At 44.8% G+C, this 26,314-nt stretch carries 17 protein-coding genes; 7 read left to right on the top strand and 10 right to left on the bottom strand.

Annotated elements, in window-relative coordinates; genetic code table 11:
* Positions 1–97: 97 nt before the first annotated feature.
* Complete coding sequence (locus tag DWU89_RS03250) at positions 98–1,030, bottom strand: tyrosine-type recombinase/integrase (RefSeq protein ID WP_187574910.1); 933 nt, start codon at positions 1,028–1,030, stop codon at positions 98–100.
* A gap of 500 nt (positions 1,031–1,530) precedes the next feature.
* Here DWU89_RS03250 and DWU89_RS03245 point away from each other — a divergent pair, with 500 nt between their 5' ends.
* The 7 genes from DWU89_RS03245 (at position 1,531) to DWU89_RS20580 (ending at position 14,888) form a co-directional block, all read left to right on the top strand.
* Positions 1,531–2,127, top strand: coding sequence for a DUF3575 domain-containing protein (locus DWU89_RS03245; protein WP_115498239.1), 597 nt, complete (start codon positions 1,531–1,533; stop codon positions 2,125–2,127).
* Positions 2,128–2,136: 9 nt separating this feature from the next.
* Positions 2,137–3,567, top strand: a complete 1,431-nt coding sequence (locus tag DWU89_RS03240; protein WP_115498238.1) for a DUF3868 domain-containing protein — start codon at positions 2,137–2,139, stop codon at positions 3,565–3,567.
* A 71-nt stretch (positions 3,568–3,638) separates the two neighbouring features.
* Positions 3,639–5,720 (top strand): Mfa1 family fimbria major subunit, encoded by a 2,082-nt coding sequence (locus DWU89_RS03235; RefSeq protein WP_115498237.1) that lies wholly within the window; start codon positions 3,639–3,641, stop codon positions 5,718–5,720.
* A 179-nt stretch (positions 5,721–5,899) separates the two neighbouring features.
* Positions 5,900–7,012, top strand: coding sequence for a FimB/Mfa2 family fimbrial subunit (locus tag DWU89_RS03230; protein WP_115498236.1), 1,113 nt, complete (start codon positions 5,900–5,902; stop codon positions 7,010–7,012).
* 12 nt (positions 7,013–7,024) lie between these two features.
* Positions 7,025–8,677, top strand: coding sequence for a hypothetical protein (locus DWU89_RS03225; RefSeq protein WP_147292086.1), 1,653 nt, complete (start codon positions 7,025–7,027; stop codon positions 8,675–8,677).
* Positions 8,674–14,364, top strand: a complete 5,691-nt coding sequence (locus tag DWU89_RS03220; protein WP_115498234.1) for a T9SS type A sorting domain-containing protein — start codon at positions 8,674–8,676, stop codon at positions 14,362–14,364. Before DWU89_RS03225 ends, DWU89_RS03220 begins: the two co-directional genes overlap by 4 nt.
* A 365-nt stretch (positions 14,365–14,729) precedes the next feature.
* On the top strand, positions 14,730–14,888 hold the full coding sequence (locus DWU89_RS20580) for a hypothetical protein (RefSeq protein ID WP_158543314.1): 159 nt from the start codon (positions 14,730–14,732) through the stop codon (positions 14,886–14,888).
* A 386-nt stretch (positions 14,889–15,274) separates the two neighbouring features.
* On the opposite strand, the gene pdxA is transcribed toward DWU89_RS20580, so the two are convergent.
* The 9 genes from pdxA to DWU89_RS03175 form a co-directional block, all read right to left on the bottom strand.
* Positions 15,275–16,375, bottom strand: a complete 1,101-nt coding sequence (gene pdxA, locus DWU89_RS03215; protein WP_115498233.1) for a 4-hydroxythreonine-4-phosphate dehydrogenase PdxA — start codon at positions 16,373–16,375, stop codon at positions 15,275–15,277.
* Between the two features lie 16 nt (positions 16,376–16,391).
* On the bottom strand, positions 16,392–17,423 hold the full coding sequence (locus DWU89_RS03210; protein ID WP_115498232.1) for a DUF4837 family protein: 1,032 nt from the start codon (positions 17,421–17,423) through the stop codon (positions 16,392–16,394).
* 59 nt (positions 17,424–17,482) lie between these two features.
* The gene (rlmN, locus tag DWU89_RS03205) at positions 17,483–18,514 is read right to left on the bottom strand and encodes a 23S rRNA (adenine(2503)-C(2))-methyltransferase RlmN (protein WP_115498231.1); all 1,032 of its coding nucleotides are present in this window, start codon (positions 18,512–18,514) and stop codon (positions 17,483–17,485) included.
* Between the two features lie 109 nt (positions 18,515–18,623).
* Positions 18,624–20,762 carry a peptidylprolyl isomerase gene (locus DWU89_RS03200; RefSeq protein ID WP_115498230.1) on the bottom strand — a complete coding sequence of 713 codons (2,139 nt, stop codon included), beginning with the start codon at positions 20,760–20,762 and terminating at the stop codon, positions 18,624–18,626.
* Positions 20,763–20,860: 98 nt separating this feature from the next.
* Complete coding sequence (locus DWU89_RS03195; protein ID WP_115498229.1) at positions 20,861–22,117, bottom strand: hemolysin family protein; 1,257 nt, start codon at positions 22,115–22,117, stop codon at positions 20,861–20,863.
* A complete protein-coding gene (gene lptC / locus DWU89_RS03190; RefSeq protein WP_115498228.1) occupies positions 22,118–22,798 on the bottom strand; it encodes an LPS export ABC transporter periplasmic protein LptC in 681 nt (226 codons plus the stop codon).
* Positions 22,799–22,800: 2 nt separating this feature from the next.
* On the bottom strand, positions 22,801–24,165 hold the full coding sequence (locus tag DWU89_RS03185; RefSeq protein ID WP_115498227.1) for a tetratricopeptide repeat protein: 1,365 nt from the start codon (positions 24,163–24,165) through the stop codon (positions 22,801–22,803).
* Between the two features lie 29 nt (positions 24,166–24,194).
* Positions 24,195–25,484, bottom strand: a complete 1,290-nt coding sequence (locus DWU89_RS03180; protein ID WP_115498226.1) for a hypothetical protein — start codon at positions 25,482–25,484, stop codon at positions 24,195–24,197.
* Complete coding sequence (locus tag DWU89_RS03175; protein ID WP_115498225.1) at positions 25,471–26,250, bottom strand: type III pantothenate kinase; 780 nt, start codon at positions 26,248–26,250, stop codon at positions 25,471–25,473. The genes DWU89_RS03180 and DWU89_RS03175 overlap by 14 nt, the downstream gene beginning before the upstream one ends.
* Between the last annotated feature and the right edge of the window lie 64 nt (positions 26,251–26,314).

Raw genomic sequence — 26,314 nt, 5'->3', positions numbered from 1 at the left:
GATAAATGAATTTCAACAGGTATAAAACGCTGTAATATAGTATTAAACAACATGATTAACCTTATTTCATAAATAAGAACAAAGCCATATCCTTATTTCATAAATAAGGTCTCGCCTTTTTTCCAATCAGTTTTTCGATCCTGTGTGATACTTTTTCATTCGCTTTAATGATCTCTTCCGGAGCAAGACGCGCCAGGTAATTACGGGTCATTTTCTCCGTCGTATGTCCCAATGCCTGACTGATCACACTGATCTCAACGTGGCATCTATAGGCTTCCGAGGCCCAGGTATGCCGGAACACGTAGCTGGTTAGCGGCACGGCAAGTCCCAACAGGCGGCCGATCTCTTTCAGATGGCGGTTATGAAGGGCCAAAGCGGCTTTGTAGGTCTCATGGCGGGCATCCGCAGGCAAGACCGGGAAAAGATACACCGAATCCGGACGGGCATACCGTTCGATCAGTTGACGCATCCCCGTATTAATACCGATCTGGATCAGCACGCCCGTTTTCCGTCGCCGGTAGACAAGCAGCCGCCCTCCGTCCTGGATATTCTCGCGTGTGAGGTGTACTAAGTCCGTAAACGGCATCCCGCAGGCCATAAAGCTGAACAGCGCCAGATCAACCGCCCCGGCCAGTTCCGGCTTTCCCCGCAGGTTCAGCCCGGCAATCCTCTCGACTACCTCGACCGGCACAGCCCGTTTTTTCGTCTCCTCCCGTTTCAGCCGCAGCCCCGCAAAAGGATTCTCTTTCCAGCGGCCACCCGCCTCCCGGCAGGCAGCGTTATACATCGCCCTGAGGCTACTCATATAACTGTTCACGGTATTCACCCGCAGCCCCTCCTTCCGAAGCGCCGCCCTGAACCCCGCAACCCTTGCCGCCGTCACCTCCTGCAACAGCAGCCTCTCCTTCATGCAATACCGTCCAAACCGGTTCCGCACCGCCCTGTACAAGTCCGCCGTACTCTCAGCGCCCGCCTCCCGCTTGCGCCTTTCTAACGACCGCATACTTTCACTAAAATCACTTTTTCGCATAAGCCTTTATCTATCTGATTAAAAATGATAAAGGTACAACAGATGAAGAGGGGGTATAGATCAAATATCAGCCTATTCGATATTCAGACTTAAGACAAGCGGACATATTTCAAGTTCACAATCATACACGCTTTTAAATTCAAAGGTTTCGGCTCAAAAAAACATCAATACTCAAAAACATATTCAAAACTCTCTTCAGATGAAGGATATACACGTTTTTTTTGTAAAGAAATGAAGGGACCGAATTTCTCTTTTATACTACCAGAATTCTTCTACAAGATATTTTCAGCTGTTTCATGTTTATTTTTGATAAAGTTTTCAGAAAAACGAATATAAAGTAGTAAAAATTAAAAAGGCTCATGAGCCTTTTTATGTGCGTAATACGCACATAAAAAATTAGCTATATGAAGAATTTGTTAACACCCTTACTTATCGTCCTACCGCAAATAACGGCAGGTCTTCCGTCTATCAGAATTAACAAACTAATAGATATGAACCAAATGAATGTAAAGAAGCTTTTTTTAGTGGCATTATTGTTGTGCATGTCGTTCTGCACCTATGCCCAAACCGAAATCAGCCAAGGAAAAGCTCCTATCGTCGGGCTTAAAACAAACCTTCCCTATTGGGGAACTGCAACGTTTAATGCCGGACTGGAGTTTCGCCTGGCAAAAAAGTGGTCATTGGATATTGAAGCCGGACTTAACCCGTTCGACGGAAAAAATGATGACGGCACTTACGACAGAACCCTCAAACACCTGCGCATCCAGCCAGAACTGCGTTATTGGTTCTGCGAAGCAAACAACGGCCATTTCCTTGGCCTACACGTCCCATATTATTTATATAACGTAGCGGACGTTAAACTAATCGGACTCGAAAACGAGCGCCGCGAAGGTTGGGGAGCAGGCGTTGGCCTAAGCTACGGTTACCAATGGTTTCTCTCCAAACACTGGAGCATGGAAGCTACCGTCGGAGTGGGCTACATCTACTTCGAGTACGACCGCTATCCCTGTACCGACTGTGGAAACCGCGAAACGAATCGCCACAAAAACTATTTCGGCCCTACGCAGGCCGCTTTGAACCTCATTTATCTATTCTAACTGCAAACAATGAAACGTATGAATAAAAAAACTATAAGCAATATACTGATAGGGCTCGTCGCAGTCTCATCCCTCAATGCGCAGTCGCCAGTCACGGTCGAACGACAGTCTGTACAACGCTCCGGTTCCGACCTGGTCATAAATATGCGCGTCGATATCAGTAATATGGAATTAGGCCGTAACCGGACAGTTGTCTGCACACCCCTGCTGCAAAAAGGCGACAGCCTCATGGCTCTACCACCGGTGATAGTGAACGGGCGTGTACGCCAAATTGCCTACGAACGCCGTAATGGAGCCGTGCTGGTACAACCTGGCGAAGTGGTGGTACGCCGCAAAAACAAGACAGAGCAAAAGGTGGATTACCTGATGAAAGTCCCCTACCGTACATGGATGAACCGGGCAGATGTTTCAATGGTGACCGACCTCTGCGGTTGCGGTTGGGAAACGCTTCAGAATGACAAGTCCCATCTCTTTGCCATCAATCTGGAAGCCCCCGAAATGAAACCGGTACCCGTCTTTATGGCCCCTGCAGCCGAAGAAGTAAAAAAACGTGCGCTTAACGGACAAGCTTATTTGGACTTCCCTGTCAACAGTACGGTGATCCGTCCGGACTATCGCAAAAACCCCAGCGAGCTGGCCGCCATCCGCAGCACAATTGAAGCCGTCAAGGAAAACAAGAATGCTACTATCACCCATATTTCTATCAAAGGCTTCGCTTCACCCGAAGGGACCTATGCCAATAACGGACGGTTGGCGAAGGGACGTGCCGAAGCCCTACTTGACTATGTGAAGGAGCTGTATGATCTCAGCGGCATACGTTGCGACGTGACCTCTGAGCCGGAAGACTGGGAAGGACTGGAAACACGCCTCTCCGCCTCGAACCTCGAAGGAAAGGAAGACGCTCTCGCCATCATCCGCGCCGATGAACCGGCCGATCCGGATGCCCGCGAATGGAAACTGAAACAACTGCCTGTCTACAAACAGCTGCTAAACGAGATCTATCCCGCCCTGCGCCATTCGGACTATGTGGTAGAATACAACATCCGCAACTTCACCGTCGAGGAAGCCCGCGACATCATCTATCGCGACCCCTCGCAACTGAGCCTCGAAGAGATGCACCGCGTGGCGCTGACCTACCCGGCCGGAAGCGACGAGTTTAAAGAGGTGTTCGAGATCGCTGTCCGCATGTATCCGGACGACCCTGTCTCGAACTTAAACGCCGCCAACATCGCCCTGCAGAACAAACAAGCCGACAAGGCACGTCGCTATCTGGTAAAAGCAACCCCTTCACCGGAGAAGGAATTAGCCGAAGCCATCGTCCTGATGCTCGAAGAAAAATGGCCGGAAGCCGAAGCTGCGTTGAACAGACTGACCGACAAGCCAAAAGTGGCGGAAGCTGTAGCTGCGAATCTGAAAATAGTAAAACAGATGCAAGAATAATCAATTAAATTAGTGTAACAGACTGATAATAACCCATATAATTATTATTACTAATTCTAAAAACAAACAAAATGAAATTAAGAAATTCACTATGGGCATTCGCGCTCGCATTCGTCGCGGTGTCTTGTTCGGACGATTTCGAGAATCCGAACAAAAATGGTAACCAAGGTAATGAAGCCAATGGAGAAACAGCCAAAATGAAAGTCATCATCAACACAGAAATGACCACAAAGACACACGGAGAAGAAGGCGACGGAGATGAAAAAGGCACTTTCGAAGAATCGGAAGTGAAGAATCTTAACGTATTCCTATTCGAGTATGATGCAACTGCTGCTGCCAATAAAAATATTTTAAACGAAGAAGCAGTTATCGTAGCAAAAGGATACGCGACCGTCAGCAATACGACCGATAGCGATCACCCTTCGGATCATGGTTATCAAGCATCAATAGAAGTTAAATTCGAGGAGAAGGATGGCGCCGCCGATTTCTCCGGAAAAACCTATGGTGTCATCGCAGTGGTGAATACAGGTAATATAACCGATGAGTTTACATTGGGAGATGAACAGAACCCAGTGAAGATCTCTAACTTGGCAAACTATTTGCAGACTAACCTCTATAATTCAACGAATAAGAATGAGTTTGTCATGTCTTCTCACATGATGAAAGATACCGACACGCATGAATCTTATGTTACGTTTCCGGAGGTTACAAATGCACAAGACGTTCCGACTGCTTATGTATTTGTAGAACGCTTAGCTGCTAAAATCCGGATTTCGGAATATAGCGATGCTGAAAATTTTGTTTACACAGTCGGCAGTGCTGGAGATAAAGTCAGATTGGATAACGTAGCTATCATCAACCAGTTGACATCCGGTTCTTACTTGTTGAAACGTGCGACTAAAGATGCAATGGATGAGTTGGCTACTGACTCAGAATATCAGTTATTGATCGACGAAAAGTATGATGAGAGCAACGGTACCAAAGCAAGATTCGTATTGGATCCATGGACATCCGATAAAATAGCAACAACTGTATTTCCTGAGACGGGAGGACCAGTGTGGCCGACTTTTGGTACGACTCCATCTACTAATCTTAAGTATGGGAATCATATCAAAGCAGATTCTTATGGAGCACTGTTTGAGAGTATTAAGGGTACGAACGATGATAACCTGAAAGCGAAAACGTTATACAGCGAGGACGCTGATGAGCAGCAAGAGAATCTGTTACTGGCCTATACAATGGAAAACACAACCGATGTGGCAAATTCCAAGAACGGCTTCTCGACTGGCGCATTGTTCAAAGGTTCTTATTACGCAAAGCAAGTAATGGATATTCTGAAAGATGATAATTCTAAACCGGGCTACTACAGAAGCGTTAAACCAGTGGATACAAAGTGGGGAAAAGAGACTACTCCCACAGTAGAAAATAATGCTCCTACATTCTATACCTACGGTATCCCTGAATTGAAGTATGCCAGCTTAGATGCCATTTTTGCTTATGCGTTGGCTAAGCAGGTACCGGAAAAGGTATTCGAAAATGAAACATCAGAAGAAGAGGCAATAAAACTCATGGAAGGCTTCTATTTCTTTGACAAATTAGGTAATACTTATACAGACAACGGCCAAACAAAAGAAGCCATCGATACGCTCCACATCGCAACGTTTATGAATTCCAAGACATTCTTAAGCAAGACTGTAGATGATATGTTCGGATATCTCGCTTATCTGAGAAAACATTTAACAGAAGACAATACATCAATAACAAAAGAAGTAGTATTTGCTGATGTAAAAGAACTGTCTGATGACGATTCAGCAGAGAATTTGAAGACCTTTTCAGAATATTTGAAAAGCGATATGGGTAAAGAATACTATAAGAAATCAGGAATCAAATCCTACGAAAACGGCGAATGCTACTATCTGTATTGGATCCGTCATGAAGATAACAAAAAGAATAACGTGATGGGCCCGATGGAATTTGCTATCGTCCGCAACAACATCTACGATTTGGCCGTTTCCGGTATTTCCGGATTGGGCTTGTCGGGGGCAGATGTTCCGGATCCTGACGCACCGGACGAAGACGGTGAAGCGAAAATGAACGTAGTAGTCAAAGTCAAGAACTGGGTAGTCCGTAAGAACACCGACATCATCCTGTAATCTCTAATCACTAACTAAATAGGTTATCCCGTGTGAGGTGCTTCCGGTAGAAGCCGGCAGCCCTCCCGGGGTTTTACAGAGGCCGGGGCCCGATCGGGAGAAGAGGCCCCGGACGTCTGTCATCCGACTTTTTCAACCAAGTTATCTTTGGCAGAAAACAAAAAATAGTACAACTGAATATGAAACATTTATCAACACTGTTTACAAAAACAATCGGAGCGATGGTGCTGGCAGGACTGGCCTCTTGCGATTATTTTTCCGACGATTCGCTCCAACCCTGCGAATATCGTCTGCATTTCGTGTACGATTATAATATGAAATTTGCAGATGCTTTCCAGCACGAAGTCGACCGGGCCGCTTTGTTTATCTGCGACGACAAAGGTAATTATATCATGCGCCGCGATATCGAAGGGGCGGAACTCAAGGCCAACAACATCAAGATGGACCTCGAACCCGGCACCTACTACGCCGTGACCTGGGCCGGCCTGGACGACGCCTTCTACGAAATGCCGGCACCGGCACCCGGAACGACAACCCTCCAGGAACTACGCCTACGCACCCTGCGCGAGGCCGACGGTACGAACGGCAAAGACCTGGTCCCGCTATGGCACAGCTTAGACACGCTGACGGTAGTACGCAACACGCATGAAGACAAATACATCTCGTTGGCCAAGAACACCAACCGCCTGCGCCTCGTCTTGCAAGACACCGACGGCAATTGCATGGACGTCCGCGATTTCACTTTCGAGATCAAGGCCGACAACGGCTATATGGCTCATGACAACAGCTTGCTCGACGACCCTGTGATCTCATACCTCCCTTATTACACTGAAAACGTCAACATCGCCGAAGGTGACAGCCTGATGGGCAAGCCTGTCATGCAGACCGTCGCCGTGGCCGAAATGAATACCATGCGCCTGATGGCGGGCGAGAACTACCGCCTCGTCGTGCGCCACAAAAACTGGGAAAAGGACGTGCTCAACATCAACCTCAACAATTACCTGCTCCTCACCCAGATGGAGGGACACAACATCAGCGCGCAGGAATACCTCGACCGCCAGGACGAATACTCCATCGTCTTCTTCCTGACCCCGACCTATTGCCCGGACTGCCCTGATCCCGAAGAACCCGATCCCGAAGACCCAGACGATCCCCAAGAGCCCGACCCCGACGACGGCCCCTACGATCCCGACCCCGACATTCCCGACCCCGTCATCCCGATCGTAAAATACACTTGCCTGAAAGTACAGGTAAAGGATTGGGTGATCCGCATCAACGAAGGAGAACTATAAAAACAGACAAATATGAGAAAAAAGATATATAGACAGGTGATGGCAGTAACCTCCGTACTACTGCTCTTGCTCGTTCTGCTCCCCTCCTGTTCCGACGAGAGTGGCAGCAGCACCCCCGACATCCCCGAAACGCAATATGCCAAGCTGAATATCGCCCTCGGCAGCTTGGGTAACACGATGCCGGCTTATACGAGGGCGACCGATTATTATAAGAACGACATTATCAATCCGGATTCAGCCGATACCCAATATGAACACCATATAGAGGACTGGTATATCATCGTCGTAGACAGCGATGACAAGGTAGACCGGATCATTTCAAACAACTCAGACATAGAGACTTTTGAGCAGTCGAACGCGACGGTAAACAATAACGACCCGGACTCCAAGGCCACAATCAGTATGGAACTGGTCGTCGGGAAGACCTATTCCTTTTACGCCTTAGCCAATATCAAAGGATTGGAGAATGCAGATGCTGTCATTGAAGCCTTAAAAGGACTAAAAGGAAAGAGCTTTGCCGAATTCAGGAAGACGGAAGCCACGCTGAAAGCAATAGCAACGGCTTATACAGGGGAAACGGGTACGTCCTATATCCCGATGAGCAGCTACGGCAAATCGATAAAGGTTTCTAATGATGAGCGCTTAAACGTGGTCAACCTCGAACTGATCCGCCTCTTAGGCAAAGTCAGCATCGAAGTGACGAACGCCACAGGAAAGGAAGTTACCGTAAAAGAACTAAAGATGGGCAAGTTCCGCCAAAGCGGAGCGATCTATCTGTTCCCCTACGATGCGATAAACTCGGATCCGTACATGCCGAACTTGCTGATTGGTAAAAGCGCGGAAAACGATTTAATGAATCCGGTGTTCCCGACTTCCGAGACACCTGTTACAGGTACTGATTGGATATACAAGCCGGCCGAAGGTGCTGACGACCAAGTAATCGGGAGCGATGCAACAGACGATCAGAACAGACGGAAATACATGTTCTACATCAATGAAACCGACCAGAAGAGTGTAGATCCCAACAGTGGCGACATAAAAATCGCCCTTGAAGTGGAAGGTATCGAAAAAGACAGCGACCCGAAGGAGACGAAATTCTGCTTCATCCGTCGCAACGACTTACTACAGATACCGATCCTACTTTCCAAGGCAACAACAACCATAGAGTTCGAGCAGAAGCACATGCCGATCGGCGGACTTCCCACAGCAATCACATTTGAGAAAGGGATTACTATTTCAGATAAACAGTTGACCACTACACATGCCGGCGATATAACGATCTCATACAAGTTGGATCAGTTGAACGGTTCTATCAATTGGGAGTTGCAATACTATACTGAAGGAGGAACAACCGAGTCGAAAAATCAATATTGTTATGCTGTGCCGGTAGCCAATGATAGTAACTTTTTGTTAGAGCCGAAAGATAAAGACATTTTATCATGGTGGATAGATGCAGCAACAAAACCGAAATACGGATATGTTTTGAAGAAGACAAACGACCTGGAAGGCTTTTTCACAGTCACCGCGCAGGAACTGTCCTATTTGGGTACGGCTAAAATCAAGCTGACATTAGTCGCAAAACATAAGACTGATGACACAGTCGTTATTTTGCCTTATACATTAACAATAACGAATGGAAAAACAGCGAAAGGAGGTAATCGATGATGAAACGAACAATTATAAACAAAATAGGCTTCATCCTTATTTTAGTGACTTTGGGGATTGGGAATGCGAAAGCAGGGTGGCCCGAACTCGGAACTAAAAGCTATCAGGATATTACGATCGTATATCAGACAGAAGAAGAGCCCTCTGATATAGGTGGATTCCACGAGGTTATTTATGCGAATGATAAAGAGAGTAAGTATTTTATGATACAAAAAACAAAAAATGCTGAAGAGAACCTGGATGGATATCTACGATGGTATGAAGTAGAAGATCTGAATGATTTGAAAGATGCCGGAAAACAAACTGTTCCTACAGGTTTTTCTAAAGAGGGGGACAAAATCCATACTTTTAAAAATGGAGTAGCATGGCTTAGACAAGGGAGTGAATCCTCAGATAAAGATATCAATGAAATCGATTATACGGTTCTATTCAACGGTAAAAAAGAATTATATTTGGTTTGCGAAGCCAGTGCGAACGCAAATATGACTGCCGGCCAAAGAGAGGATGAATGGATCGCCCCTATGGTCTCCTATCGGCAAGTTTACATCATTCGACAAGCGACAAATAGATTGAAAGAAAGCATAGGCGATCTGTGGAATAATAATTTGCCTATCACTGATATGCCAACCCTGGAAAATCACTTTTTGCAGAGTTACGAAATTCATACGCCAATTAGCAGGCTTAATGCAGCAGGTAATAGTGAGGGGAATATGAATACCTTCCGGTTACCGGAAAAACTATCTAACTATTATATCCCTGAGGGTGATAATTTAACGGCAGCTTCGTCTGTTCGTTGGCGCGTATATAATAGCGAAGGTACCTATATAGACCAAACAACCACAGAGAATAATATTCTCCCTAACAAAAAACTTTACACCGGCAATGAGTATAGCAAACAACAAACATATTATATCACGTCTGAAGTTTCAAGTAATAATAATACTTGGTATCCGGTTACTTTGTTAAAGGTGTTTTTGGAGCCCTATTTGGAAGCATTGACCGATAAGGATTTAAAGAATAGACGGACAAATCCGAATTATCAGCATCGTTTGGACGATTTCTTGGAAGGGAATCAATACGAACAGTTGGAGGCAATCGTATTCGAGGAGGAGAATGATATATTAACGGAGGAAAATATTGAAGAGTATTTAGAACAGAACCCGACTAAAAACTACTCCGAAGCGCCGATGTCCAATGTCGACTCATACTATGCTTTTGCAAATCCAGGAGATTACGCGCTACGCCGATTAAACCGTATGAATGTAGGCCGCGGCGAGTATGCGTTATATCGGACTTTAAATTATCCTGATATATCTAGAGATAAGATAGAGCCCTTAGGTTCTTATAAAGACTATTTTGGTCACTATGGCTACAACAAAAAAGTCGTAGACCGGTTATGGGAACGTGAAGACGGAAAAAAATCCGGTTTTTTCATGTATGTGGATGCGACGGACGAACCGGGTGTGATTACAAAGATGAACATAAGCGGCCTCTGCCCGCATACCAGTTTGATTGTCAGCGCCTGGGTGTGCGATTTAGCTCATAGCAATGCCTCCGATGTTGCACATGCGGATGTCGGATTTACCTTTAAACGAGTGGATAAAGTCGATGGCGAGGATACGGAAGTCATTCTTTCCAAATACTATTCCGGATCTATTGTGACCAAGCCTGCTCATAATGATTCTATAAATAATCAGGCCCTATGGCAACAAATCTTCTTCCAGTTCTCCTTCCCGGATGGGACTTATGAAGATCAATATATTTTAGAAATTGCGAACAACACGCCACATTCCAACGGTGCGGACTACGCAATAGACGATATCAAAGTCTATAAATCCAGCCCAGCCATTACTGCACAACGCAAGGATGCTTGTAGCGTCTCCACCTTAGTTGTCAGTTCGGACTATACCACCCTACAACAGAATATGGCTTGGGACTTGGATCCGAACGTAATTGATGAGGTAGAGCTGAACAATCCGACATATAGAAAGTACCGTTATGGATTGATGGGTGAGAACCCGTATGCCCCGTTAGAGGAAGTATTACATTCCAATATCGGTAATGTCTATTTCTCTTTTACCGAAATCAAAGAGAATGAAGATGCCGGAGACTGGGTCGTTGTCAATAAGGACCTGGAAGAGGATGAAGAAATGGCGGAACTTGGCCTGCAATATACGATACGTGTGGCGGTCCAGTCGGATATGAACAAAAATCCTAACAATATGATCCCCGTGACAGCGGATGCTGCCTTAAAGAGTGAGATTACCATGAACGTACGGGCCATGAACGATTTTCTGGCGGATGTCGATCGTGGTATATGGGTAGAAGATTCTGGTCATCAAGATCATATTACTAAATTGCAAGAAACAATACAGAAACTATGTAATCGAGTTGAAACTACAGATCCGAATAATAAAGCAAAAGAACCTTTGAAGATAGAATCTGTCTATGTTGATCAAATATTGGAGAGCCCCGATTTGTATAAAGAATACGAGGCTGCGGTAAAAGACTTATACCTGTGTCTGCAAATTCCCCGTATCCGTTGCCCTTGGCGGAGTGAAGACAACTTGACTTTGTTCCTGAGCACGATCGATGTAGATAATACCGATTTGCGGTTTGCAAATGAGAAATATACGGATAACGAAGGGGAACACACCGCAACAGGAAAGTATTATGTGGTATTATTCAGCGCAAGAGATATTGCAAATGCGGAGAATAAGGAAGATGCGGTCGATTTAAATAGCCAATGTACTTTGAAAAGAGAGATCTTCGTCGTTCCTGCCACAACGATAAAGATAGATACGGATATGGGAACCAGTGGTGTCACTTGCTTAGGTGAGATACATACGGTAAACGCCAAACTGCTCGTAGCGGATGTAGATATATATGGCAACGTGTTAAGTACGGATATGAAGGATTTCGATGCCACATTTGAAGATGAAGGTTACGCCTATACTTTCGATTGGTTCCTTGGTCCTGCTGAAGAGGCCCTGGAATTGGCAAAGAAGGAGGGATATCCCAGCTTGCAAGCTCTTTTATATGCTTTTCGTTCTACCGCGAAAGATGAAATAAAAAAAGAATGCAAACCTTTTACGGTTGAAGATGTCGAGCAATCAGGTTTAAGTGATGAGGCAAAGAAGGTTTTGATCGGGTTGCTGAATGAGTCACGATTGACTTCGGGCAAGACGGTTTCATTCCGTTGGGTTCAGAAGGTAGTTGCCATGCCTTATGCGTATGGAGGAGATCTGGACACTGACAATTCCAAATTATTCTGTACAGAATCGCAGGAACTGACTTTAGAAGCAAGCCCAGACGTGCCGGAACTGAATGTCGGTTTCCCCGATGTAGACTACCCGGATGATGTTCCATTGAATACCATCCCATTACGTTTAGGTCTTGCAAATATAAGGGAGGGCGTTACATTGGAGATTCCGATTCAAAAAGGAGTCATCTTCGGGACTGAAAGAGAAGATGATGGAAAAGCATTAGAAGATGATGGAAAAGCATTAAAAGATATAAAAGACAAAAAGACTATCTATTTGGAAATAAGCGGTAGTAAATATGAAACGGTAGCAACATTGAATAGCCTTCTGGCTGTGAAAGAGGGAAAGGATAATAAGTTGTTCTTAACATTTAATTTGAACGATGAGATGGTTGACACGTACTTCAAAGAAGGCGAGGTTTATACCTTATATATCCCGTTCGGCGAATATGCAGACGAAGATACTGAAACTCCAATTGAAAACTCTTGCTTAGGCTATGCCACATTGAAGATCAAGATCGTCCCTGAATACCTGACTTGGAAGGGAGATGCCGATGACGCTTGGTATAATGACAACAATTGGGAGCAGTCGACTGAGAAAGAATTGTATATGGGCAGTCAAAGCGAGAAAGATGCCAATGGCGATGACGACATCACAAACGCATTCTCTCCCTTGTATTTTACGAAGATCACGATTGACCCTGACAAAACAGGTAACAGTGGGGATTTGGTACTGAATGAGGTTCAACTTTCAAATAATGTATTGACTGTTGATGCTGGTAAAGCGACTGAAAATATCCAATACGACATGGCAGTCAATACAGATGAAGATGGTACTTTAAAAGTAGATAAATACTATACGAATAAAGTAAGCGAAATCTACTTCAAGCCAAATGCCACCTTGATGAACCAGTATCTCCTGACTTACGACACGGCACGTGTGGAGTTTGAGATGGAACAGAGCATTCCTTACTGGATGTCCTCCCCGTTGAAAACGGTTTATGCTGGGGATATGTATGCTCCGACTGCTGGAAAACAAAACACTCCGGCATTTGATTATATCACATATAAAGAAGGGGAAAACAGCCGTTGGGAACCAGCTTTCTACCAGAAGGCATGGGATAAGGCGATTGCTTATGCTACGAAAGAGGATGGTTTGGAATCTGTATCTGTCAATGCAGTCAAGAACAACTGGAGCATCGAATACAACGACGTATGGGTTCCCTATACATTGGGTACAGGCTTCTATGCCCGTGTGGAAGGACAGGATGCTTTGGTCCGTTTGCCAAAAGCCGATTTAGACTACGGGTATGAAGCAAAGCCGACAACTCGTGCGGGTCTTTCTACGAAACCAACCACCAGAGAAGGGGCAGGCCGGATAGCAGGCAGTGAGGATATAACCGTCACGCTTACACCGGATGTAGATGGGGATGGTAACCATTTCTTGGTCGGCAATCCGTATATGACCTATCTGAATATGCAAAAATTCTTTGACGCAAATGCGAATAATCTGAATCCTAAATATTGGACGATAGAAGACGGAACCTCTAAGGCTGTTGTCGGTACTCCGGATGTGCCTTGGACAGGCAACGAAACGGAAGATGGTACGGATGATATCCAAAAAATATCCGGCTTTATCCCTCCTATGACCGCATTCTTTGTGGAACGTGCCGGTGGTTATACAGAACCGACTACTAAAGCAGAAGATGCAAGTTCAATCAATATCGTATTCAAAACAGATATGATGGCCTCTAAACCGGCAGAAACCGCAAGAACCAAATCTGTCACCGCCTCCGCTCCTATCCTGACCTTGACGGCAGAGCGTGACGGCAAGAAAGGCCGCTCGGTAATTTCTTTGCGTGATAAGGCAGACAACAGCTATAAGGCCGACGAAGATGCCGTTGTCCTGCTCGACTCCGAGCTGGATGTTCCGGTAGCCTATTCTGTTGCCGGCAACCGTGCCGCCCAGGTGAATGCCGTGAAGCGCATCGACAATATTCCGGTAGGTGTTTACAACGACACCAAAGAAGAGGTAACGTTGACAATCGAAGGTATCAGCCAGTTGGCCGAACCACTTTACCTGTATGACGCCCATACACGGAAAAGCACCTTGTTAGAAGGCGACAGCTATACGTTGACGGTTTCCGGAGCAAGCCACGGACGTTACTACCTGCGCAGTTCCGCTGCCAACGGTATAGGCGACAACGCGATTGCTGTCTATTCAGTCGAAAACGGAAAAGTTATCATCTCGGGAACCGAGGGAATCCGGAATGTCAAGGTGTATTCCCTGAATGGCGGAATGGTCAAAAATTATATGAACTTGAATACGGTCCAATATGTATTCCATTTACCGGCAGGTATCTATGTTGTCCATGTCGATGGTGGAGACAATACTTCGAAAGTAGAAAAGGTTATTGTCCGTTGAGATAATTGAACTTGACTGTTCTTTGATTTCTCAGGAAAACGTTTTCTAAAACTTTGTATAATAAAAAAGAGGATGTACTTTATTTTGGCGCATCCTCTTTTTTATATTTTCATACTTATATCCCCTACTAAATAATCCACGTTTTTTTACAATAACCCCCATTTTTCTATTTCACCGTAAAAAAGGCACTGTTTCGGTTTGACATTTTGCTACCGGAACAACGCTTTTTATGATATGCGAACAAACGGACTGCGCGGCTCGTTTTAATGGCAGGACAATTGTCAAGCCATAATATATTCTTGCTGACATTCCGATAAAGCTTAACTTCCGGAGAATCGAATATTTGAAACGACAAAGGGGAGGATATGGAAATATGGGAAGGAGCAGAAGATGATTTTGGAAGGAACCGGCACCTTATTTCCATGAAGCCGGACTTCATCGCGCTGACCCGGAACTTCGTTGCTCTGAAGTCTGACTTCATGGGTGACGAAGGTAAACTTCAGAGCTATGAACCGGTACTTTAGGGGAATTTTCTGCGCACCTCGCGGTAATAACCGGGGAATAGCCGTGATTTTTTGTCCGGGGGCAACTGTTCGAAAGGTTCTTCACGGAAGCTTTACAGAAGCATTTCGAGGCGTTTTTTACAATAAGCCTACCCCATTTACATCCCTCTATTGTCCAACATCCGGCATCCTTATACTGCTCTCTTTCATAATTGATCATATAAAAAGGGGGCTGTGTCAAAAGTAAGTTCTAACGCTTTAGCGTGTCATTGCGGGCTTGACCCGCAACCTCATACTATACTGATTTACAGTAATTAGAATGAGATGGCGGATCAAGCCCGCCAGGACACAGACGCTATAAATAGGACTTTTGACACAGCCCTCCATCATACATCTGGTCTCAGACCTTAGACCTCTTCTTCTTTCGTCAAGTCGAGTTTTTCGTTGTCGCCTCCCTTATCGAAATATTGTTTGCGTAAGGGGTTGGCGGTTGCTTCCCGGTAGTTCATACGGTTGCGATAAATATCCAGGGCTGCATATAAAGCCTGGCGGAAAGATTCTTCGGAAGCTATATTCCGGCCGGCAATATCGTAGGCCGTGCCGTGAGCCGGGGATGTACGTACGATCGACAAGCCGGCTGTATAGTTAACGCCGTCGTCCATTGCCAACGTCTTAAACGGAGCCAGTCCCTGGTCATGATACATAGCCAGGACACCGTCGAACTTCTCATACATCTGCGAACCGAAAAAGCCGTCGGCGGCATAGGGTCCAAAAGACATCACGCCTCTCTTTTCGGCCTCCTGGATAGCGGGAATAATGATTTCTTCCTCTTCCTTTCCGAGCAGTCCGGCATCGCCAGCATGCGGGTTCAGGGCAAGAACAGCTATGCGGGGACGTACGATCCCAAAGTCCTGTTTCAGCGACTGATTAAAGATACGCAATTTCGAAACGATGTCTTCGACAGATATCTTCGATGCGACCTGTGCCAGAGGAATATGCCCCGTCACCAACGCAACCCGGAGACTGTCTTTCATCAGAATCATCAAGGCTTTCTTCCCTAAACCGCCGAAACACTGTTCCAGATATTCCGTATGGCCGGGGAAATGAAATTGTTCATTCTGTATGTTGTGCTTGTTGATAGGAGCCGTTACCAGGACATCCACAACACCGCGTTTCAAGTCGGTTACAGCGGCCTCCAAAGCCATATAAGCGGCTTCTCCGGCAACAGATGTAGACTGACACAATTCAACCTTTGTCTCGTCATCCACGCAGTTGATAATGTTCACCCGGTTTGCCCCGGCATCTTCAGCCTGTGCAATGATACTCAAATTCACAGCGGGCAGTTCCAAAGCCTTCCGGTGATAAGCGGCGATCTTCGACGAACCGTAAATGACCGGCGTACAAAGTTCGGCTATACGGGTATCGGACAAAGTTTTCAGTATCACTTCGTATCCGATACCGTTTATATCTCCGTGAGTAATACCCACTTTAATCAATCGTTCTTCCATTTATTATGTATGTTTGTTACTTCTCTTCTGGGACATCTGGTTTCTCTATCGCCGTTTCTTCAAACTCGCCCGGCAGGCGCAATGTGTACAAAGCCGATTCTATACGGCGGATAAAGTTTCGTTTATCCGTTTCAGGTGCGAATACGAATCCTTCGACGACCACTACCCGGTTATTCTTTTCATCCAGGCGGGCATGGCTGACGAACGGACCGCCCATCATATCGCCTTTCATATGCCACAATCCGCGCAGCACACCGCAATATTTACCGTTTATCATGGTCGGAGTGTATGTCACCCAAGCCGTATCCGTAGCCATATAGGAACCGGGGAAGGTTCCCGGCATATTCGCCTTCATGACTGAATCCCGTTTGGCGATCAGGTAATCGGCAGTGAATGTGTCGGCATCCTCATATGGGAAATCATATACGACAATATCCGTACGCCCTGTATTGGCATTGTTGGACGCCCAGAAAAAGTCGGTCGTATCACGGAAATAAGTCATATTGCCCGGGGCATTCAATATCACGTTGAAGCGGTCCTTGACATGATTTGCCACTACGACACTATGTTCTTTTTCCAATTGCCCGATCGTACGGTTTCTTTCACATTTGGTGAAAAAATCTACGATATTGCGCGGATGGGCCTTGACATATTCAAGAATCGCTTCGTCGTCGGGGGCTGTCAACACCATAACGACCTGTCCCTTTGCCCAACGGTTGTTTTCGTAGCTTAGCGAGACTTTCGTGTACTGAGTTTTGTCTATCTTGACTATCAAGATATTACGCACATATGTCAACAGACCGTTAAACTGATCCGGAGTTACATATGTAATCTTAAAAGCAGGCTCTGCCTGAGGCAGTCCCGGTATATCTGAAGTCAGTTCGGCCTTGATAGCCTTCCCGGCAGGAGCGTCCCAGTCGGCTTTATTCATTGTTACCACCACTTCATAGGCGAAACCGGTAGCGTTTCTTACTATCGGGCCCGAACTACATGCCCCCATCAGTACAAGAAGCATTAAAAAACTGATTAATAAAGAATGTGTTTTCATACCCGTTTATTTTTTTGTTATACAAATATAGTTCCTTTTTCCCTCAACAGAGGCCTTTTCTACCCTTTTTGTTGTTTCTTAGCCGTAGAAAGCATTCCGCATGCTGCAAATATATCTTCCCCACGCGACGACCGGATCGTACAGACTACGCCGGCGGCATTCAAGGTATCCCGGAATGCTTCCATCCTACCCAGATCCGAGCTCTCCAACGGAACATCGGGGATTGCATGGAAACGAATCAGGTTGACTCTACAGGGGACTTTGTTTAATAAACAAATCAGAGCCTTTGCATGTTGAAGATCATCGTTCAAATTTTTAAAAACAATGTATTCGAATGACACGCGGCGCTGGTGGGTAAAATCGTATTGTTTGATCGTCTCGATTATATCGCGTGCCGGGAAAGCCTTTTCGACCGGCATCAGGGAAAGGCGTTCTGCCGGATATGGAGAATGAAGGCTGACTGCCAAGTGGCATTCGCTCTCTTCGAGAAAGCGTTTAAGTCCTTTGGCCACTCCGATCGTGGAGACGGTGATCCGTTTCGGACTCCAGGCATACCCATACGATGCAGTCAGAATCTCCAGCACTTTGAACAGTTCGTCCACATTGTCCAGCGGCTCTCCCATCCCCATAAAAACGATATTGGTCAATTCATCCGTTTCCGGAAGGGATTGTATCTGGTTCAGGATTTCGTTAGCCGTCAGATTCTTGGTAAAACCTTGCTTGCCCGTCATACAGAAAAGGCAGTTCATTTTGCAGCCCACCTGTGAGGAGACACACAGAGTAGCCCTGTCGTCTGTCGGAATATAGACCGACTCTACAAAATTGCCCGGACCGGCCGGATAGAGATATTTGATTGTCCCGTCCACCGATTTCATCAGGTCGGACGGAGGCACAGCCCCTACTTCAAAATTTTCTTCCAGCAAAGCGCGTTTGGCTGCCGCAATGTTTGTCATGGCAGCGATGGAGGCCACTTTCTTTTTATACAGCCAATCTGCCATTTGCTTTGCAGCATAACCCGGAAGTCCGACTTCGGCAGCCACCTCTTTCAACTCTTCCAGGGTCATTCCCAATAAACGTCTTTTCTCACTCATGATCCTTCATCTGTTTCTTTGGCGCAAAGATATAAAAAAACCGCCAATCGGGATACGACTGGCGGTTTCCTATGATAGTCCGGCAGCAAGCTGCCGCTATTGTTTACGATTAATAGAAACGGATACGGTTGTCTTCGACATCTGCCTTGTTAACCAATGACTGGATAGCCTGGAAACCGAAACGGTAAGCATTGGAAGCATCCAATGTTTTGACTTCGGCTGCTTCGTCATAATCCTTAGCATCTTTGTTTTGTCCGTACACTTTGAATACATATACACCGTTGTTGCCTGCAACCGGAGCGCTCAACTGACCTTCCTGAGCCAGTGAAACCATAGCATTCAGTTTCGGTTCGACACCGATACCGGCGATACGGCGTGTTGCAAAGCTAACAAACTTAACAGAATCCACAGAAGAATTCATCGCCTGTGCATAAGCATCGACAGAAGTCAGATTCTTTGCAGCCAGATCCTGAGAAATCTTTTCGCCTTTCTTCTGGGCTACCAATTCAGACTTCAACATCGGAGTAACCGATTCAACAGAACGATAACCTTCCGGCAATGTTCCCTGAATAGCTGCAATCACAAACTTATCATCACATTCGAAGATTTCAGAGATATCGCCTTTCTTGTTCTGGAAAGCCCAACGGACAACCGGACGGGAGTTCTTGATAGAACCCAAAAGCTGGTCGTTAGCTGTAACCGTTACATTTGAGAGCAGGTTATAACCGGCTTCTTTTGCAGCGTCATCCAACTTATTCATATCGTGATTTTTAGAGATGAACTGGTTCAGCTCGTTATAGATATTACCATAAGTCTTTGTGCTCGGAGATACAGTCATATCGATATCGGCTACTTTATATTTATCGACATTGGCTGTCTTTTCAGTAACCTTGACAATATGTGTTCCATACAGTGATTTTACGATTGAATAATCATTAACCGGAGTAGAGAAGACTGCTTTCTTGAAATCTTCGTTTACGCCTCTTAAAGCTGTTGCTTCCGTGAACCAACCTAATTCGCCACCCTTTTCAGCAGCCTGGTCAGCAGAGAACTCTCTTGCCAGTTCAGCAAAATCGCCGCCTTTCTTCAATACGTTCAGCAAGCTGTCGGCTTTAGCCTTAATTGCAGCTTCATCACCAGTATTGGCCAACATGATATGGCTTACTTTTACAGAGTCGGGAGCAACTGTCTTGTCAACCAGCTTGAACATTCTGTATTTATCGTTTTCAAATACCGGGCCATATACATCACCGACATTTGCAGTCTTTACAAACTGTTTCATTTCAGCATCCAATGCGTTTTCTGCGAAGAAAGCATCCAGATAAGGTATTTCAGAATTTTCAGTAACCAGGTCAGCTACCCGATCCGTAGAGGCCAATTCACTCTTCAATGATTCGATCTCTGCACTTGCCTTATCATAGTCTTCCTTGCTCGGACGGATATCGACAGCAATATATTTGATTACTTTACCTTCTTTTTGTTTGAACAACTCTTTGCGTTGGTTGTACAGCTTTTCAATTTCGCTCTTGCTTACCTGAACTGTAGAATCAGGAATCGTAGCGTAAGACTGCATTGCATAAACGATATCCGAACTTACGGCAGAACCGTCGAAAGCGTCTTTTGCATCCAGCTTATTAGCAGAAACAGCCTTGCTTAACAGCGTCGTATATTTCTGTTCCAGACGCTGACGTTTGATATTCTTTTCCCAGAACATCCAGAACTGGCGGGCCTGCATCAACTGTGCCTGCTGGTCGGCAGGATAGTTGGCGATGTTATCATCGTCGATAGTCTTCAAAAAGTTCAGTAATGCAGTTTTATCGAATGCGCCTGTCTGAGGATTCACAAACATCTGCATCTGTTGGATCATCGGAGAAATGTTTTCACCCTGAACCATATCGAACAGTTCTTCCGGGCTGACAGTCAAGCCTAATTTGGAAGTCGCATTATCCAATACGATCTCCTGTACCATACCATCGAATACAGACTGACGGATCTGAGTCTGATATTCTTCGGGCAGACTGGCCGAACCTGACTGCATCTTGTACATTTCAGTCATCTCGTCTACACGATTCTGATAATCCTGAATTTTAATAACTTCTCCGTCTACTTCCGCAACCTTCTCCTGAGATTGTCTGAAATAAGTAGAACCGGAGTTCAAAAAGTCACCGATGATAAAAGCGAACAATGCTAAACCCACAACGAGTACTAACAGTCCTGCTTTGCTTCTGATTTTTTCCAGCGTAGCCATTTATCTTTATCTATTTTTAAAGTTTATTATTCCACATTTTAAGGGCACGAAGATACGAAAAAAAGAGATTGCTGCATCTTTTTATGCTCTTTTTTTAATTAACTCGTTACTTTCATACGAACTAACTCGATTTTCGTTGCTGTAACTTTTATGATTTTAAAAGAATACTTATCAATTACTACCGTTTCATTCAGCTTCGGGAATTTCTGATAGAAGTGCAGAATGAAACCGGCGATCGTGACATAATCATCCGATTCCGGCAACTCCAGATCGAACTTCTCGTTCAAAGTATCGATCTCCATACGGCCGGACAGCAGGTATTCGTCATCTCCGACCTTCCTTGCCACATAGGACTTTATATCATGTTCGTCTTCAATTTCCCCGAAAATTTCCTCCACCAAGTCTTCCAAGGTCACAATACCGGAGGTTCCTCCGAATTCATCCACCACGACAGCCAGGCTCTTCTTATCCTGCATCAGGACTTTCATCAGCTTATTGGCAGCCATCGTTTCCGGCACGATCGAGACACTCCGGATACTCTGCGTCCAATCCTCCGGATTCTTAAACATCTCCGACGAATGGATATATCCGATAATATCGTCTATATTCTCATTATATACGAGTATCTTGGATAGTCCGGTTTCAATAAAACGGGAACGTAGCTCTTCTATTGTTACCGTCTTGTCGCACGCTACAATCTCTGTCCGGGGAACAATACAATCGCGCAGACGTACGTTTGAGAAATCAAGTGCATTCTGAAATATCTTGACTTCCGTATCCATATCCGAATTCTGCGGCGCATCCTCTATACTCTGTTGAATGAAGTAATCGAGGTCCACCTTTCCCAAAGCCCGCTGTGTCGAATCGGTCACGTTCTTTACCCCGACAATCTTCAGAATCAAAAAGGAAAGTAAAGACGAGAACTTGGAAATCGGATATAATACGATATAAATGATCAATAAAGGTACCGAAAACAAGGTAAGTGAAAAATTCGGATTCAGCTTAAATATCGTTTTCGGAATAAATTCACCCGTAAACAGAATCAGAAGGGTGGAAATGATAGACTGGATCAGCACGATCAGCGCCTCGTTATTGACCACACGGGCGATAAACGGCTCCAAGACAATAGCCATCTGCAGGCCGTAAACAACCAATGCGATGTTGTTTCCGACCAACATCGTCGAAATAAACTGATGCGGATTCCGGTAAAAGATTTCCAGAATTTTGCTCGTCAGGCTTTTTTCCTTCTTGTCGAGTTCAAAGCGCAGCTTATTCGAAGAGATAAAAGCAATCTCCATTCCTGAGAAAAAAGCCGAAAAAGCCAGTGATATTAATATGTATGTCAATGCTCCCATTTAGTTTGTATCAGAGGTCACAGGCTGTACCGTTGGGACAGCATTAACAGCAACGGAATCTACCGAAGCCTCAGTATTCGTTGAATCGGCAACAGCCGACTCATTGACCGGGAAAACACCCTGTGAATTAAATATCTTATAACGAGTCATATCCTGATTAGATTCGAACCCGATACCTGTTATTATCTTATCCTCTTCTTCTATCCGTATATACTTATCGGAATAGACTTTTTCTTCTTTCTGATCAAAAAAGAGCAGGGAAGTCTCAAACTTCTTTCCTTCCACACTTTCTATTTTCACGTTTCCGATCAGTTTCCATAGTTCTTTTTTCTTATAATTATAGACCGTATCAGCTTTGACACTTGCTACCGTATTGAACAAGGTATCGAATTTTTCCACATAAAAACCTTCCGGGAAATACAAAAACGGTTCTTTCGCCTTATCGAAGCTCAACATTTCTTTAGCATTCACACGATAACGCGTAATCCCCGAATCGGAAATTAAGGTCGAGTAGTCCGTAGTCTTCAAGGTATAGGTTGTCTCCGGGTCGAAGGCTACCACCACGACCTCTTTATTATCACTCCCGCAAGAGGCAGTAAATAAAAGAAGCATAACAACTACCGTAAAGATAGTTGTTATGCCTTGATTATTCGTTTTACAAAGAAAACGGTTCCAATTCATACTTATCGGATTGTTACAGTCTCACCGATCCAGCCGCCAATTCTGAATGTTTTACCTTTTTCCAGATCCGGGTGCATGAATACTTCTTCCGTAGAAGGGAGATGAGCACGATACGTATTAGCCAATTTTGCAGCGTCTTCTGCTACGTTCTGATCCACCTGTCTTGCCTTTTCAAATTTGTCAATAGCTGCATAATATACAACTTTTGCCAATACCGGGTCATTCGGATAAATAGACTTGGCAGATTTAGCATACATGTTACCGATCATGATATACGGTGCTCCGTAATCCGGGTTTGTTTCGATAGCTTTCTGGCAATACTGTCTTGCTTTTGCCAAGTTGTTCTGTTCGAACAAAAGTACACCGATCAGGTAGTAATCTTCAGCTTTTGAAACAGCATCTGTTTCCATGTTGGCTGCTTCTTCAAAATACTTGATTGCCTTATCGTAATCTTTTGCTTTTACAGCTTGTTTTGCAATACCCAGAGCAGCATCTGCACTCGGTTCCAATTCATAAGCATAGGCAGCAGCCGTATAGAATGCTTCGATTTCCTGGCAACGGACACGTCTCAACATTGAAACAATTTCTTTCAGGGCTTCCAGATTACCCTTGGCAGCTTCTACCTTAGGAGCATACATACCCTGCAAAGTCTCACAGTCAGCAGCGCCACTACCGGCAAAACCGCCGTCGATAGCAGATTTGTAAGTAGTCAGGTTCTTCACTTCCTTCTCATTATTTGCAGCCTGAGCAGCAGCTAACTGAGTAGCAATGATCTTAGAACACTTCAGATAATCTTCCAGGTAAGTTTCCTTGAAGTTCGGATCAGCCAGCAACTGACGGTGGGAAGCCATCATATACAGGGAGACACCCATTGCTTCGGTATTTTCACCAAACTCATTGATAACATCACCTAACCAAGCATAATACACTTTAGGATCAGCATCATCACCCTTCAAGCGGATATAATCGGCTGCTTTACGAGCAACAATCCAGTCTTTACCATACTTCCGGTCATTGCCGAAATATTTCACACGCGTATCATAAACTTTCATCAATTCATCGATAAGAGCAGCTTTCTTAGCCGGATCCGTTTCTGTATTGATTTTCCAGTCCATGATTTTCACACCATACAGGTAAATATCCTTATGAGCTCCCGGACATTCGGTATAAGCCTGGTGCCAGAATTCATAAGCATCCTTGAAATTCCCTGCTTTGGCGTAAGGGGTAAACAAGCTGATATTGGTAATACAACGTACGCTGTCTTCACCAGACCCGAACGGAGTACCAGTATCCACACCTTTTTGTGCATAAGCTCCGAACGACATCATCGAGCATCCGAGAGCTAATAATAATACTTTGATCTTCATATTTATTTCTATTAAAGTTAACTATTTAATTAATCGACCTTAAACTTCATAAACCAAGCTTCGTTGAACGTATAGTTCACAGTAAAACGGAAGTATTGTTCATCAATCATATTCATCCGCACTTCCGGTTTCTTTTTTACATATTCAAACGATATGTTTATCAATGAACGGTTATCGATCAACGGTAATCCTAAACCGAGACTTGCTCCGATTTCATTATAACCATCTCCGGAAGGATTAGCCTCAGTCCGGTTCATACGCAAATATGAATTGCCATAATGAAAACCTGCACGATAGCGAACCCGGCTGAAATATGATTTACGCATATAATCCGGAATGAACTCACCACCAACAGCTATACGGTAACGGTCCTTAAAATTACCTTTCTCACCAAAGTAAAGCATTTTTCCCCAATCTTCATAGGAAAAATCAGCCGCTAACGTTAATTTATTTTGTTTCACATATGAAAGGCCAACTCCATACTTGTTCGGAAGCCCGAATTCTTTGTTAGAAATCGTATCGGAAGAAATAACCTCATCCGTATATCCTCCGGAGGTCAGCGTTTCCGTATAATTATAAGAATCAGCATTCAGATTCCTTTTCGGAGAAAAGACAAGCCCTAATGTAACACTTTCCGTTTTACTGAAAGGATGTGTATATTGCACTCCGAAATCCATCAGGAGATCACGCACTCTCAACTCTTGGCTACGGGAAGTATTATAAGCGCCTGAACCTTCCGCAGCCATATTGATTAACTGCGAATGCTTAATATTCCCGAACAAAAAGCCGAAATTGGCACCGACAGCCAAACGTTTTTTCCAGATATCCACGGAAATACCTCCATACAAATCGCTCAAACCGCCTGATCCGTTATAAGTTTCCGTAAACGTTACATCCTGATCGTTACGCAAAGCCCCGAATTTATATCCGACATAGGAATAGGGCAATAAGCCGACACTCAAGGCTACACGCCGATGGATCGGGAATTGCATCGCGATGTATTCTACATTTCCGTTTATGTCATGCTGGCGGGCATTCCCGTCATCAAACCATGACAATTGGCCGGCTATACCAAAATCAAAGAGAAATGTCAGGGAGTCCATGCAACTGTATGACGCCGGGTTCATCGGATTGATCTGTTTTGGCGAACGTAATCCGTAACCTACACCGCCCATGGCTCGACCTGCGCCGAACGAACGTTCTCCTAAATCACCATATCCGAAACGGGTATAGGGCGAGTTAGTATTGTTTTGCGCCATCAAAGGCAACAGTGTGAATATAAGAACGCTTGTTATTAGTACCTTATTAATCTTCAACATTATACTCTAAGATTCTGTTTAATCCTGTCAACACTAAATTAATGTCTGCAAAGATGGAGTTTTTTAGCCGTCTTTCAAAATAAAACGAATGACCGCCTGTTAAAAAAACCAAAAGGTTAGGATATTTTAGCCGAAGCTTTTCGATATACCCATCCATCTCGCACACTATACCATTTACTACTCCAGCTTGAATCGCTGTTTCCGTATCCGTTCCGACCAGGGGTATCTCCTCCTGCTCGACCACCAAAGGCAATTTTTTTGTAAACTGGTTCAGAGCCTTGAACCGGGTTGTCATCCCGGGCGAAATATTCCCGCCCAGATAAGCACCGGAAGCATCGACCAGTTCATATGTAATAGCCGTTCCGGCATCGATCACCAGCAAATCCTTTCCAGGTTGCAGGTAATTGGCTCCGACGGCGGCAGCCAGCCTGTCCCGGCCCAATGTTTTGGGAGTTTTATACTGCACCGTAATCGGAAGAGGCACCGTTTCATCCAAAAACACAAAATTCCGAAGATTCGTTTCCAAGTATGCGACCAGCTCGTCATCTTTGTCTATCACTGTAGAGAATATTCCTTTTGTCAACGGATATTTCTTAAATATGCCAGAGATAACTTCCACGTCGAACTTCTTAAACACAAAAGAAGCTTCCATACGCTTCCCGTTGTATACAGCCACCTTCGATGATGTGTTTCCTTGTTCTATAATAAGATTCACGTGTCTGAATTTTTCCGCAAAGAAACATAAAAATGATGAGATAACAGACATCTTGAAGGCACAAAGTAAAAAAACAGGAAAGAGGACAATCTCTTTCCTGTTTCAATATATGATA

It is taken from the genome of Parabacteroides acidifaciens (genome assembly GCF_003363715.1).
GTDB lineage: Bacteria > Bacteroidota > Bacteroidia > Bacteroidales > Tannerellaceae > Parabacteroides > Parabacteroides acidifaciens.
The sequence above is the reverse complement of the archived record's forward strand: the minus strand, read 5'-3'. Positions and strand labels throughout refer to the sequence as shown.

Bases quoted from the DNA above. Each gene is read 5' to 3' on its own strand.
- DWU89_RS03250 (WP_187574910.1), bottom strand. From the start codon at position 1,030: ATGCGAAAAAGTGATTTTAGTGAAAGTATGCGGTCGTTAGAAAGGCGC.
- DWU89_RS03245 (WP_115498239.1), top strand. From the start codon at position 1,531: ATGAATGTAAAGAAGCTTTTTTTAGTGGCATTATTGTTGTGCATGTCG.
- DWU89_RS03240 (WP_115498238.1), top strand. From the start codon at position 2,137: ATGAAACGTATGAATAAAAAAACTATAAGCAATATACTGATAGGGCTC.
- DWU89_RS03235 (WP_115498237.1), top strand. From the start codon at position 3,639: ATGAAATTAAGAAATTCACTATGGGCATTCGCGCTCGCATTCGTCGCG.
- DWU89_RS03230 (WP_115498236.1), top strand. From the start codon at position 5,900: ATGAAACATTTATCAACACTGTTTACAAAAACAATCGGAGCGATGGTG.
- DWU89_RS03225 (WP_147292086.1), top strand. From the start codon at position 7,025: ATGAGAAAAAAGATATATAGACAGGTGATGGCAGTAACCTCCGTACTA.
- DWU89_RS03220 (WP_115498234.1), top strand. From the start codon at position 8,674: ATGATGAAACGAACAATTATAAACAAAATAGGCTTCATCCTTATTTTA.
- DWU89_RS20580 (WP_158543314.1), top strand. From the start codon at position 14,730: ATGGAAATATGGGAAGGAGCAGAAGATGATTTTGGAAGGAACCGGCAC.
- pdxA (WP_115498233.1), bottom strand. From the start codon at position 16,375: ATGGAAGAACGATTGATTAAAGTGGGTATTACTCACGGAGATATAAAC.
- DWU89_RS03210 (WP_115498232.1), bottom strand. From the start codon at position 17,423: ATGAAAACACATTCTTTATTAATCAGTTTTTTAATGCTTCTTGTACTG.
- rlmN (WP_115498231.1), bottom strand. From the start codon at position 18,514: ATGAGTGAGAAAAGACGTTTATTGGGAATGACCCTGGAAGAGTTGAAA.
- DWU89_RS03200 (WP_115498230.1), bottom strand. From the start codon at position 20,762: ATGGCTACGCTGGAAAAAATCAGAAGCAAAGCAGGACTGTTAGTACTC.
- DWU89_RS03195 (WP_115498229.1), bottom strand. From the start codon at position 22,117: ATGGGAGCATTGACATACATATTAATATCACTGGCTTTTTCGGCTTTT.
- lptC (WP_115498228.1), bottom strand. From the start codon at position 22,798: ATGAATTGGAACCGTTTTCTTTGTAAAACGAATAATCAAGGCATAACA.
- DWU89_RS03185 (WP_115498227.1), bottom strand. From the start codon at position 24,165: ATGAAGATCAAAGTATTATTATTAGCTCTCGGATGCTCGATGATGTCG.
- DWU89_RS03180 (WP_115498226.1), bottom strand. From the start codon at position 25,484: ATGTTGAAGATTAATAAGGTACTAATAACAAGCGTTCTTATATTCACA.
- DWU89_RS03175 (WP_115498225.1), bottom strand. From the start codon at position 26,250: ATGTCTGTTATCTCATCATTTTTATGTTTCTTTGCGGAAAAATTCAGA.